At 72.5% G+C, this 12,608-nt stretch carries 10 protein-coding genes and 1 pseudogene; 6 read left to right on the top strand and 5 right to left on the bottom strand.

Annotated features, from left to right (window positions below; translation table 11 throughout):
- The 3 genes from G3I53_RS25755 to ybaK form a co-directional block, all read left to right on the top strand.
- On the top strand, nt 1–844 hold an 844-nt coding region (locus G3I53_RS25755; RefSeq protein WP_164438819.1), incomplete at its 5' end, for a hypothetical protein.
- A gap of 11 nt (nt 845–855) precedes the next feature.
- Nucleotides 856–1,596, top strand: a complete 741-nt coding sequence (locus G3I53_RS25750; protein WP_164332956.1) for an LON peptidase substrate-binding domain-containing protein — start codon at nt 856–858, stop codon at nt 1,594–1,596.
- A gap of 169 nt (nt 1,597–1,765) precedes the next feature.
- Nucleotides 1,766–2,266 carry a Cys-tRNA(Pro) deacylase gene (gene ybaK, locus G3I53_RS25745; protein WP_164332955.1) on the top strand — a complete coding sequence of 167 codons (501 nt, stop codon included), beginning with the start codon at nt 1,766–1,768 and terminating at the stop codon, nt 2,264–2,266.
- A 108-nt stretch (nt 2,267–2,374) separates the two neighbouring features.
- On the opposite strand, the gene G3I53_RS25740 is transcribed toward ybaK, so the two are convergent.
- The 4 genes from G3I53_RS25740 to G3I53_RS25725 all read right to left on the bottom strand — a co-directional run bounded on the left by G3I53_RS25740 (nt 2,375) and on the right by G3I53_RS25725 (nt 6,527).
- Nucleotides 2,375–3,082 carry an AAA family ATPase gene (locus G3I53_RS25740; RefSeq protein ID WP_164332954.1) on the bottom strand — a complete coding sequence of 236 codons (708 nt, stop codon included), beginning with the start codon at nt 3,080–3,082 and terminating at the stop codon, nt 2,375–2,377.
- Between the two features lie 34 nt (nt 3,083–3,116).
- The gene (locus tag G3I53_RS25735; RefSeq protein WP_164332953.1) at nt 3,117–3,938 is read right to left on the bottom strand and encodes an ABC transporter permease; all 822 of its coding nucleotides are present in this window, start codon (nt 3,936–3,938) and stop codon (nt 3,117–3,119) included.
- 197 nt (nt 3,939–4,135) lie between these two features.
- Entirely contained in the window at nt 4,136–5,110 is a 975-nt protein-coding gene (locus G3I53_RS25730) for an ABC transporter ATP-binding protein (protein WP_164438820.1), read from the bottom strand.
- A gap of 205 nt (nt 5,111–5,315) precedes the next feature.
- Entirely contained in the window at nt 5,316–6,527 is a 1,212-nt protein-coding gene (locus G3I53_RS25725; RefSeq protein ID WP_164332412.1) for an NYN domain-containing protein, read from the bottom strand.
- Nucleotides 6,528–6,753: 226 nt separating this feature from the next.
- On the opposite strand from G3I53_RS25725, the gene G3I53_RS33455 reads away from it, so the two are divergent.
- Nucleotides 6,754–6,921 (top strand): hypothetical protein, encoded by a 168-nt coding sequence (locus G3I53_RS33455; RefSeq protein ID WP_192231494.1) that lies wholly within the window; start codon nt 6,754–6,756, stop codon nt 6,919–6,921.
- A gap of 109 nt (nt 6,922–7,030) precedes the next feature.
- Here G3I53_RS33455 and dnaE read toward each other — a convergent pair whose 3' ends face one another.
- The gene (gene dnaE, locus G3I53_RS25720; RefSeq protein ID WP_164332411.1) at nt 7,031–10,570 is read right to left on the bottom strand and encodes a DNA polymerase III subunit alpha; all 3,540 of its coding nucleotides are present in this window, start codon (nt 10,568–10,570) and stop codon (nt 7,031–7,033) included.
- 209 nt (nt 10,571–10,779) lie between these two features.
- Here dnaE and G3I53_RS25715 point away from each other — a divergent pair, with 209 nt between their 5' ends.
- Complete coding sequence (locus G3I53_RS25715; RefSeq protein ID WP_164332410.1) at nt 10,780–12,105, top strand: DUF2252 domain-containing protein; 1,326 nt, start codon at nt 10,780–10,782, stop codon at nt 12,103–12,105.
- Between the two features lie 66 nt (nt 12,106–12,171).
- Nucleotides 12,172–12,608 (top strand): annotated as a pseudogene (locus G3I53_RS25710) (hypothetical protein); the annotation flags it as partial.

The raw sequence follows: 12,608 nt of genomic DNA, 5'->3' as shown, positions 1-12,608 counted from the left end.
CGACCGGTACGTGCGCCGCCTCGCCGCCTTCGCCCGCTCCCGGCCCGAGTGGCTCGGCACCTGGCGGGCCGAGGACCCGGCGGCCCCGGACCTGCTGCTGGTCCAGGCCCAGCTGGCGGTGGACCGCGCCTGGGACTCGCCCGCCCGCGCGGAACTGCTGCGTGAAGTCAGCCCGCTGATCACCGCCGCCGCCCGGGCCGAGCACCGCGATCCGGTGCCCTGGCGGGTGGCCCTGGACCACGCCCGCGGCGCCCGCGCCGGGCACCGGTACTTCGAGGAGGTGTGGGCGGCGGCGGTCCGCCGCTCGCCGCACCACTACGGCTGCCACGTGGCGGCCCTGCGCTACCTGGCGTCCGCCTGGCACGGCGCCCACCACGAGTGCCTCGACTTCGCCGACCGGGCGGCGCAGGACGCGCCGCCGGACTCGCTGATCCAGGCGCTCCCCCTGCGGGCGGCGTACGGCTACCTGACGGACGGCTGCGGCCCCGAGGTGCCGCGCGCCCGGCTCGACGCGGCGGCCGACCGCGCCGTCGCCCTGTCCGCCCGGCTCCCGGCGGACCTGCCCTGGGCGGCGGGGCCGCGCAATCTGCTGGTCGACGTCCTGGTCCGCCTGGAGCGCTGGCCGGACGCGCTGGAGCAGCTGCGGCGCACCGGCCCGTACGCCACGTCCTTCCCCTGGGACCGCGACGCGGAGGACCCGCTGGGCCGGTTCCTCCAGGTGCGCCGGGCGGTGCGCGAGGCGGTGGTGTCCGGCGTTCCGTCGCACCTCCACGAGCGCCGCGGCAGGCGCCCCGGCCATCCGCGGAGTGAACAGGGCGGACGACTCGGCCACGGCGACCATTAGGCTTTTGCGTCGTGACCACCGCCCGGCTCCCGCTCTTCCCCCTGAACTCGGTGCTGTTCCCGGGGCTCGTGCTCCCGCTGAACGTCTTCGAGGAGCGATATCGCGCCATGATGCGCGAGCTGCTGAAGACCCCGGAGGACGAGCCGCGCCGGTTCGCCGTCGTGGCGATCCGCGACGGCCACGAGGTCGCGCCCAGCGCCCCCGGCATGCCGGACCCGACGGCGGTGCCCGAGCGCGGCCCGGCGGCCGGATTCGGCACCGACCCGGCGCGCGCCCTGCACAAGATCGGCTGTGTGGCCGACGCGGCGACGATCCGGGAGCGGGCCGACGGCACCTTCGAGGTGCTGGCGACGGGCACCACCCGGGTGCGGCTGCTGTCGGTCGACGCCTCCGGGCCCTACCTGACGGCGGAGCTGGAGCCGCTGGCCGAGGAGCCCGGCGAGGAGGCGGGGGCGCTGGCGGAGGGCGTGCTGCGGGCGTTCCAGCAGTACCAGAAGCGGCTCGCCGGGGCGCGTGAGCGCTCCCTGTCGACGGAGGCGAAACTGCCGGACGAGCCGAGCGTCGTGTCGTACCTGGTCGCCGCCGCGATGATGCTGGACACGCCGACCAAGCAGCGCCTGCTCCAGGCCCCGGACACCGCGTCCCGGCTGAAGGACGAGCTCACCCTGCTGCGGTCGGAGACGGCCATCATCCGCAACCTGCCGTCGCTGCCCGCGGCCGACCTGACCCTGGGCCCGACGAGCCTGAACTGACCTGCCGCGCACCGGCCCCGCCGCCCCCGCGCGCCACGGGGCCACCGGACGCGCGGGGACGCACGAAGAAGCAAGAAGCACAAGACCTACGAGACGTAACGAGACGCCCGAGACGCAAGCGAAGACCGACGGCGCGGACGCCGTACGGGACGGGGAGGGACCCAGCGCGATGGCCAAGAAGTCCAGGAAGCAGCAGCCGGGCGGCACGCCCGCGACGGTGGCGCTGACGTCGGCCGGGATCGAGTACACGGTGCACTCCTACGAGCACGACCCCGCGCACTCCTCCTACGGTCAGGAGGCCGCCGAGGCGATGGGCGTCTCCCCGGACCGGGTGTTCAAGACGCTGGTGGCGGACGTCGACGGCGCGCTGACGGTGGCGGTGGTGCCGGTGGCCGGGCAGCTGGACCTGAAGGCCCTGGCCGCGGCGGTCGGCGGCAAGCGGGCGGCGATGGCCGACCCGGCCCTGGCGGAGCGCACCACGGGCTACGTGCGCGGCGGCATCTCGCCCCTCGGCCAGCGCAAGCGGCTCCCCACGGTGCTGGACGAGTCGGCGGCCCGGCACCGGACCGTCTGCGTCTCGGCCGGCCGCCGCGGTCTGGAGGTGGAGCTCTCCCCGGACGACCTGGCGAAGCTGACCGGCGCGGTCCTGGCCCCCATCGGGCGCGGCTGAGCCCGCCGGAGGGCGGGCGGCAACCGTTGCGTCCTTGAGCACCCGGCGCGACGTCAGCCGGTGCGGGCTCCACTCACGCGGCCCGCGCATCCGGCCCGGCGCCGTACGTCAGGCTCCCGGCGCTCCGTACGGCCCCTGCGGCAGGTGCGGGTCGGCCGGGGGGTAGGGCTCGGGGTCGCGGGGTCCGAACAGGGCGGTCAGGCCCAGGTGGACGACCAGGGCGGCCAGCGGCCAGGCCAGCAGGGCGCCTTTGGCACCCAGCTTCATCGGGGCGTCGAAGGTGGCGCCCTCCCCCACCCTCCGGGCCTCGGCGATGACGTCCTGGGTGGGGCCCAGCCACACCCCGAGGCGCCAGGCCAGCACCGAGCCGAGCAGTCCCCCGACGGCCAGCGCCACCACCAGCGGCACGCCGCCCTGCCGCCGGACCAGGAACACGGCGAGCGCGCTCACCGCGCCCAGGGCCAGCGCGAGCAGCGTGAAGGTGCCGTCCACGCCGATGGCCTGCTCGCCCTCGGTCTCCTTGACGTAGACGACCCAGTTGCCGTCCACCGCGTCTCCCACCAGCGGGACGCGCGGTGCCAGCCACCACCACAGCACACCGAGGAGCACGCCGCCGAGGGCCACCGCCACGGCGGCCACGGCGGCCTCCCGCAGTTCCGTCTTCATCCCGGGGCCGTCCTGTCCGTACCAGCCGTCCCCGGTGTGCCCGGTGTGCGCGGGCTTCGTCACGTCCACGGCCGGGTCGGCCGTCGAACGGCCCGCGCCGGGTGCGGAGTGCTCGTGCGGAGGCGGTGGTGGTGTCAGAGGTGCGCTCACCCTGACATCGTGCCAGGCGTCGCTGTGCGGCGCGTCATCGGACGGCGGCCCTGCGGTACGCCCAGGTGGCGACGGCCAGCGAGAGGACGCCGACGACCCCGCAGACCGCCAGGTCGCCCAGCACGAAGGCCCAGTCGGGGTCCGGCGCGAAGGTGCGCGCGTAGGCATCCACGCCGTACGTCGAGGGCAGCAGGTCACGCGCCAGGCGCACCGCCTCCGGCATCCGCTCGGCGGGCAGCACGCCCAGCAGCAGCGCCGCCGACATGCCGAGCTGGCCGAGCAGGGTGGCGAGCTCCGGCCGGGGAGCGAGCAGGCCCAGGGCCGCGCCGAGCCCGGCGAGCGCGGCGCCCGCCAGCGGGATCACCGCCGCCAGCACCCACAGGTGGGTCAGCGGGAGCCCGAACAGCACGCACCCGAACACGGCGGTGACCACGGTCCCCGGCACGGTGAAGGAGGCGTACGCCCCGGCCGCGCCCAGCACCACGGCGGCCGGCGGAACGGGCAGCGTCGCGTAGTGGTCGAGGCCGCCGCTGGAGCGCAGCTGGCCGAAGTACTGGGCCAGGAGGTTCAGCGCGACGAAGGCGACGACCAGGACCGACGATCCGGCGACCACGGCCCGCGCCTCGCCGCCGCCGTCGACGACCCCGCGCATCAGGATCATGATCCCGACGGACTGGAAGGTCGCCACGAACAGCAGGGGGATGCGCGCCACCCGCGCCCGGGACAGCTGCGCCCGGTACACCGCCGCCAGGGAGGGCCACAGCCGGGCCCGGGGGCCGAGCTCGGCCGGCGCCGGCGCGGTCTCCTCCACGCCCCGGGCACCGCCCGGCAGGACATCGGCGGGTACGACACTCACGTCGCGCTGCTCCCCTTCGCTAGGGCCTCTCGTTTGGATCATGCCGGGCTCGCGGGCCCCGCTCCCTGATCCGGCCTGATCCGAACGCAAGACCCCAGGACCTTCGCCCGGACGTCGGCCCGGCCGCCGCTCCGGGGGGTCGCCCGGTCCGGCGGAGGTGGTCGCCCCGTTCCGTACGGATGCCGCGGCCCGTGTGCTCACGCCTTCACCAGCCCCTGCCGCACGGCGCCGCCCAGCGCGAGGTACACGTCCTCCAGGCTGGGCGTGGCCAGCGTGAAGTCGTCGAGGGCGGCGAAGGCGGCCCCGCCGGTGACGGTGGCGACGACCGTGCGCGCCTCCTCGGGGGCGAGCCGCAGGGTCCAGCGGCGGCCCGACTCGACGGCCCGGTCCCGCAGCGCGGCCACCTCGGGCACCTGCAGCGGCGCCGTCTCGCGCCACACCAGGTCGACCCGGACCTCGCCGGCGACCTGCTCCTTCAGTCCGGCCGGGGAGTCGCAGGCGATGACGCGGCCCCGGTCGAGGACGGCGACCCGGTCGAGGACGGTCTCGGCCTCGATGACGTTGTGGGTGACCAGCAGCACGGTCGTGCCGTGCTCGGCGCGGCGCCGGTCGACGGCGGACCACACCGCGCGGCGTGCGACCGGGTCCATGCCGGTGGTCGGCTCGTCGAGCACGAGCAGCGGCCGCTGCCCCACCAGCGCGGCGGCGAAGCAGGCCAGCCGGCGCTGCCCGCCGGACAGCTTGCGCAGCGGGCGGGCGGCGAGCGGGGTGAGCCCCAGCTCCTCCAGGACGGCGTCGCGTTCGGCCCGCGCGCGCCGGACGTCCAGGCCGCGCAGCCGTCCCGTGGTCTCGGCGGCGAGCGACACGGTGAGGTCGTCGAGGGCGGTGGACTCCTGGCCCAGGTAGGCGAGGATGCGCGAGGCCCGCTCGGGGTGGCGCACGATGTCGTGGCCGAGGATCTCCACGCTGCCGCGGTCGGGGCGCATCAGCCCGGTGAGCTGGCGCACGAGGGTGGACTTGCCGGCGCCGTTGGGGCCGAGGAGCCCGAAGATCTCGCCGCGCCGGATGTCGAGCCGTACGTCGTCGGTGGCCCGGACCTCGGGTGTCGCGGGCACCCCGCGCCGTCCGCGGACCGCGGGATAGGTCTTGGTCAGCCCGCGCACCGCACACACGACCTCGCCGTCGTGCCCGGTTCCCTGTGCCACGCGCGTACTCACAAGGGACGAGACTACGGGGTCGGGAACCCCGGCCCGCCCTCGGGTCGTCCCCGGGCCCGCATGTCGCCCGCGGCGCGGCGAACCGGCCGCAACCCCGACCAACCCGGCGCCGCCCGCCGGACCTCGGGAGCGGGGACGCGGGGCAGCGGGCCGGCCCGGGTCACTCCCCGGGGGCGGCCGAGCGTTCCGTGCCGGTCCGGACGTCGAGCTCGCGCCAGAAGCCCGCCCGGATGGCGTAACGGTCGCGTTCGTCGATCTGGTCGTCCTTGTGGGCGAGCAGACCGAAGCGGGCGGCGTAGCGCAGCAGCTCCCCGTCGATGCGGTGCGGGATGCGCGGGTACATGGCGGACAGCTTCTGGATGTGGCTCTGGTCGCCCAGGCGCTCCACCCAGCGCCGGGCGAAGACCTGCCCCACCTCGAAGGGGTCGCCGCCGACGGTGGTGATGTCCTCCTCGCGGTCGGCCCAGCGCTGCTCGGCCGTGGTCAGCTGGGCGAGGGTCGGCATGGACGCGGCCTCGGCGGGCTCGGCGACGGGGCGGTCGACCCAGCCCTTGTCGGAGGACCAGCGCAGGGTCGCCGAGGCGGGCTGCTGGGGGTGCGGGGTGCCCGGGCTCCGCAGGGCCGCCAGGTCCTTCGGGGTGGGGACGCCTTTGGTGACCGGGGGGCGCTCGGTCGTGCCGTTGCGTCCGGGGGCGGCCGCGTCGCGGGACTCCTGGGCGGTCCGCTCGGCGGCCGCTGCGAGCGCGGAGTCCGGCAGCGGCGCGGACAGGATCGCGGCGATCTCGGGCCGGGGCGCGGGCGGCGGGGCGCACGTCCCGGGGTACTCCTTGGGCCGCACCGCCCGGGTGATCCAGGCCCGGTCCAGCACCCGGCGCTCGTCGGCCTCGGCGACGAGGTCCTCGGACTGGTTGTAGTCGCCGTCGGCGGCCTGTACGGCCCACAGGTGGACGGCGACGCCGTGCTCCTTGGCCGCCATCATGCCCGGCAGCAGATCGCCGTCGCCGGTGACGAGGACGATGTCGGAGCAGGCGCGGTTGCGGGCGAGCTCGGTCAGCTCGGCGTGCATGGCGGCGTCCACGCCCTTCTGCGCCCAGCGTCCGTCGCTGCGGGTCAGGGCGCCCAGCCGGACGGTGACCCGGGGCATCACGCGCAGCCGGCGGTGTTCGGGCTGCGGGACACGGTCGGGGGCGCCGTCGAACCAGTAGATGCGCAGCAGCGGCTGCCGGGTGTCCGACTCGGCGCGCTCGCGCAGCCCCTGGATCAGGGCGGTGTGGTCGACGGTGATGCGGGACCGGGAGGGCTCCCCGGCGAGGAGGCTGGCGGCGGCACCCAGCAGATACCCGGCGTCCACCAGGACGATGCAGCGGTCCACGCGATCCACCCTCTTTCCGGGAGGCTTGCTTCGGGCTGGGCTCGATTCGAGTCTGCCCGACCTGGCCGGGGTTAACGGCCCGAACTCGATCTTCGGCGTGGCGTTTCCACACTTCCTTCGCCGACCGTCCCTGTCACGCACGGTAATTGTCCAACATGCACTGCTTATCAGGGTATGTGAATCTGGTCCCGGCCCTGGCCCCTAGATCCCCACAGGAGGCATCACCATGGCCAAGAACAAGAACCGTGACCGTAAGCAGCCGCAGGCCGAGCGCGCCCAGCGGGCGGCGCAGCCCACCGCGATGGAGACGCCCGACGAGCAGCGCACCACGGAGGTGACCCCCGGCGACATGGGCCGGGGCAAGGGCCGGCAGAAGCGTTTCGGCCACAACTGATCCCTTCGTGCCGGGTCGTGGAGACCCGCCACGAGGCAGGGAGAGGGGCGCACCCGCCGGCGGGTGCGCCCCTCCTGTCGTCAACCTCCGCCCCGGAGCCCCGGCGTGGTCAGCCCGCCAGGCAGGAGGGGCCCAACAGCACCTTCAGGTCGCCGAACAGCGCCGGGTCCGGCTTGACGCGGTGCCGGTCCAGCCGCAGCACCGTCGTTCTCGTCGGCCCCTGGAGCTTGATCCGGACCTCGCTGTCGCCCTTGTGGTGGGAGAGGATCTCGCCGAGCCTGCTGACCATCGGCGGGGTCACGCGCGTCGCCGGGATGGTGAGCACGACGGGTGCGTTGGTGCCCGCGTTGGACAGGTCGGGGATCATCAGCTCCATCGCCACCAGGCGCGGCACGTCCTCGCGCTTGTCGAGCCGCCCCTTGACGAACACCACGGCGTCCTCGACCAGTTGCGTCGACACCAGCTGGTAGGTCGCGGGGAAGAACATGCACTCGATGGATCCCGCGAGGTCCTCCACCGTGGCGATCGCCCAGGCGTTGCCCTGCTTGGTCATCTTGCGCTGGAGTCCGGAGATGATGCCGCCGATGGTGACCACCGCGCCGTCGCCGAAGTCGCCGCCGGTCAGCTGGGAGATGCCCGCGTCCGCCTTGTCGGAGAGCACGTGCTCCAGGCCGAACAGCGGGTGGTCGGAGACGTAGAGACCGAGCATCTCGCGCTCCTGGGCGAGCAGGTACGTCTTGTCCCACTCGTCGTCGGTGAAGGTGACGTCGAGACCGAAGCCGGGCTCGCTGGTCTCCGCCTCGCCCATGCCGCCGAACAGGTCGAACTGTCCCTCGGCCTCCTTGCGCTTGACCGCCACCACGTTGTCGATCATCGGCTCGTACTGGGCGGTGAGGCCCTTGCGGGTGTGCCCCATGGAGTCGAAGGCGCCCGCCTTGATCAGCGACTCGGTGGTGCGCTTGTTGCAGACGACCGCGTCGACCTTGTCGAGGTAGTCCGGGAAGGACGTGTACTTCCCCTTGGCCTTGCGGCACTTGATGATCGACTCCACCACGTTGGTGCCGACGTTGCGCACCGCGGAGAGGCCGAAGAGGATCACGTCGTCGCCCTGGGCGGCGAAGTTGGACTCCGACTCGTTGACGTTCGGCGGGAGGACCCGGATGCCCATGCGGCGGCACTCGTTGAGGTAGACGGCCGACTTGTCCTTGTCGTCCTTCACCGAGGTGAGCAGCGCGGCCATGTACTCGGCGGGGTGGTTCGCCTTGAGGTAGGCGGTCCAGTACGACACCAGGCCGTACGCGGCGGAGTGCGCCTTGTTGAACGCGTAGCCGGCGAAGGGCACCAGCACGTCCCAGAGCGCCTGGATGGCTTCGTCGCTGTAGCCGTTCTTGCGGGCGCCGGCCTGGAAGATGGTGAAGTTCTTCGCCAGTTCCTCGGGCTTCTTCTTGCCCATCACGCGGCGGAGGATGTCGGCCTCGCCGAGCGAGTAACCGGCGATGATCTGGGCGGCCTTCTGCACCTGCTCCTGGTACACGATCAGGCCGTAGGTGACGTCCAGGACCTCCTTGAGCGGTGCCTCCAGCTCCGGGTGGATCGGGGTGATGTCCTGCTGGCCGTTCTTGCGCAGGGCGTAGTTGGTGTGCGAGTTCATGCCCATCGGGCCCGGCCGGTAGAGGGCCGAGACGGCGGAGATGTCCTCGAAGTTGTCCGGCTTCATCAGCCGGAGCAGGGAGCGCATCGGCCCGCCGTCGAACTGGAACACGCCGAGGGTGTCGCCGCGCTGGAGGAGTTCGAAGGTCGTCGGGTCGTCCAGGGGCAGCGACAGCAGGTCGATGTCGATGCCCTTGTTGGCCTTCACCATCTTGACGGCGTCGTCCATGATGGTCAGGTTGCGCAGGCCCAGGAAGTCCATCTTCAGCAGGCCGAGCGATTCGCAGCTCGGGTAGTCCCACTGCGTGATGGTCACGCCGTCGGTGTGCCGCACCCAGACGGGGACGTGGTCGGTGATGGTCTCGCTGGACATGATCACGCCGGCGGCGTGCACGCCCATCTGCCGGACCAGGCCCTCGACGCCCTTGGCGGTGTCGATGACCTTCTTCACGTCGGGTTCGTTCTCGTACATCGCCCGGACCTCGCCCGCCTCCGAGTAGCGGGGGTGGTCGGGGTCGGTGATGCCGGACAGCGGGATGCCCTTGCCCAGGACATCGGCGGGCATGGCCTTGGTGATGCGGTCGCCCATCGCGTACGGGTAGCCCAGCACGCGCGCGGAGTCCTTGATCGCGTTCTTGGCCTTGATGGTGCCGTAGGTGCCGATCATGGCGACCTTGTCGGCGCCGTACTTCTCCGTCACGTAGCGGATCACCTCGACGCGCCGGCGCTCGTCGAAGTCGATGTCGACGTCGGGCATGGAGATGCGCTCGGGGTTGAGGAACCGCTCGAAGATCAGGCCGTGCGGGATCGGGTCGAGGTCGGTGATGCCGAGGGCGTAGGCGACGATCGAACCGGCTGCGGAGCCTCGGCCGGGGCCGACCGCGATGCCCTGCTTCTTGGCCCACATGATGAAGTCGGCGACCACGAGGAAGTAGCCCGGGAAGCCCATCGAGATGATGGTGTCCATCTCGTACTCGACCTGCTTCATGCGGTCGTCCGGGATGCCGTCCGGGAAGCGGCGGTGCATGCCGCGCAGGGTCTCCTCGCGGAACCAGGTGACCTCGGTGTACCCCTCCGGGATGTCGAACTTCGGCATCAGGTCGCGCTTCTCGAACATCCCGGTGGTGTCGACCATCTCGGCGATCAGCCGGGTGTTGGCACAGCCCTGCTGCCAGGCGTCCGAGGAGTCGATGGCGTACATCTCCTCGGTCGACTTCAGGTAGTAGCCGGTGCCGTCGAACCGGAAGCGGTCCGGGTCGGAGAGGTTCTTGCCGGTCTGGATGCACAGCAGCGCGTCGTGCGCGGTCGCCTCGTGGGCGTAGGTGTAGTGCGAGTCGTTGGTGACCAGGGGCGGGATGCCGAGCTTCTTGCCGATCCGCAGCAGGTCCTCGCGGACCCGGTGCTCGATGTCGATGCCGTGGTCCATCAGCTCCAGGAAGTACCGGTCCTTGCCGAAGATGTCCTGGTAGTCGGCGGCCGCCTTGAGCGCCTCGTCGAAGTGGCCCAGGCGCAGCCGGGTCTGCACCTCGCCGGAGGGGCAGCCGGTGGAGGCCACGATCCCCTCGGACCACTGCGCGATGGTCTCCTTGTCCATCCGGGGCCACTTCTGCAGCCAGCCCTCGGCGTACGCGTCGGAGGACAGCCGGAAGAGGTTGTGCAGACCGGTGCTGTTGACCGCCCACATCGTCTTGTGGGTGTAACCGCCGGAACCGGAGACGTCGTCCCGCTTCTGGTGCGGCTGACCCCACTGGATCTTGCGCTTGTTGCGCCGGGACTCGGGGGCGACGTACGCCTCGATCCCGATGATCGGGGTGACCCCGGCCTTCTCGGCGGAGTGGAAGAAGTCGTACGCGCCGTGCAGGTTGCCGTGGTCGGACATGGCGATGTGCGTCATGCCCATCTCGTTGCAGGCGTCGAACATGTCCTTCAGCCGCGCGGCACCGTCCAGCAGCGAGTACTGGGTGTGGACGTGCAGGTGCGTGAACGGCGGCTTCGACACGGTGCGGCCTCCTGGGGGGACGTGCGGTGACGGACAGGCGGACGGTGGGGTGGTCAGCGTCGAAGTCTATGCCTCGGCACTGACACCCCGGCGCCTTCCCCGCGTACCTTCGGGCGGGGGGATTCCCGGGCACTCCCGGGACCCGTCACACGTTAGGCAGGGGACGGATCAGCCGTCCCTCGACGTCCCGTACCTGGAGGCACCCAGCGATGTCGGTCCCGCAGCTCAACGACGAGCACCGCGGCGAGGAGATCCTCGCCGTCCTCGACACCGCCTTCGGCGAGCTCCTGGCCGCCGACCCGGCCGCGTTCCGCGTGAAGTTCCGCAAGATGGCGGCCTCCGCCTTCGCCTTCTACCGGGGGACGGCCTGCCTCTTCTACCACGACCTGGACAGCGAGAAGCGCGGCGGCCCGTACCTGGACGACCGCACCTCGCGCGTGTGGATCCACGGCGACCTGCACGCGGAGAACTTCGGCACGTACATGGACTCCAACGGCCGCCTGGTCTTCAACGTCAACGACTTCGACGAGGCGTACGTCGGCCCCTTCACCTGGGACCTCAAGCGCTTCGCCGCCTCGATGGCACTGATCGGCTACGCGAAGGCGCTCAGCGACGAGCAGATCACCGAGCTGGTGCAGATCTACGCGGCCTCCTACCGGGAGCGGATCCACGCGCTGGCGACCGGCGCCAAGAGCGACGAGGTGCCGCCCTTCACCCTGGACACCGCCCAGGGCCCGCTGCTGGACGCGCTGCGCGACGCGCGGTCGCTGACCCGGTTCGGGCTGCTGGACTCGATGACCGAGATCCGCGACTTCGAGCGCCGCTTCGCGCCGGGCGGCGGCGCGGTCGAGCTGGACGCGGCCACGCGCTACAAGGTGCTCGCCGCCTTCGACGGCTATCTGGAGACGCTGCCGAACGCCTCGCTGGCCCGGCCGGACTCCTACCGGGTGAAGGACGTCGTGGGGCGGCGCGGCATCGGCATCGGCTCGGCCGGGCTGCCGTCCTACAACATCCTGCTGGAGGGGCACAGCGACGCCCTGGAGAACGACGTCGTGATCTACATCAAGCAGGCCCAGACCCCGGCGGTCTCCCGGCACATCACGGACTCCGCGATCCGGGACTACTTCCAGCACGAGGGCCACCGCACGGTGATCTCCCAGCGCGCCCTCCAGGCGCACGCCGACCCGTGGCTCGGCTGGACCGAGCTGGACGGCTCGGGGCAGCTGGTCGCCGAGGTCTCGCCGTACGCCGTGGACCTGGACTGGAGCGACCTGGACGACCCGGAGGAGATGGCCCAGGTCGTCGCCGACCTCGGCCGGGCCACGGCGGCCATGCACGCGGCGGCCGACGACACCTCCGGCGAGTCCCTGGTGCCGTTCTCCACCGAGCGCGCCATCGACGCGGCGATCGCCGCCGACGAGGAGGGACTGGCGCCGCTGCTGGTCGACTTCGCGCACTCCTACGGCGCCCGCGCGCGGGCCGATCACCAGACCTTCCTGGACTTGTTCCGCAACGGCAGGATTCCGGGGCTGTAACGGCCCGGACGCACAGGAACCCTTGAGGAACCCCTTACGGGGACGCATGACAGACTCGTGACCGCCATGGACCTCACCGGAACCCCGCTCAGAGCCGTTCGCGCGGCGCTGTTCACGGCCGTCGTCGTGACCCTCAGCACCGCGTCGCACGTGCTGCTGTCCGGGGCCCCGCTGCCGTTGAACACGGTGGCCGCGATCGCGGCCGCCGTGTTCGTGCTGGCCTACGCGCTGGCCGGCCGGGAGCGGTCCTTCGGGCGGATCGCCGCCCTGCTGATCCCGCTGGAACTGGCCGCTGACACGGTCTTCACCACGGGCCAGCACGTCTGCTACGGCCGGATGGGCGGCCCGGTCGCGGGCCCGCTGCGCTCCGTCGGCTTCGACGTGCTGTGCGGCGACGGCACCAGTGTGGGCGCGCCGCTGGCCCGGGTCACCGGCACGGCCGCCGACGGCGGCGACCGGCTGGCGGCCCTGCTGGCCCACGCCGATCCGGGCACCGCCTGGCT

The sequence above is a fragment of the Streptomyces sp. SID14436 genome, assembly GCF_010548465.1.
Classification (GTDB): Bacteria; Actinomycetota; Actinomycetes; order Streptomycetales; family Streptomycetaceae; genus Streptomyces.
The sequence above is the reverse complement of the archived record's forward strand: the minus strand, read 5'-3'. Positions and strand labels throughout refer to the sequence as shown.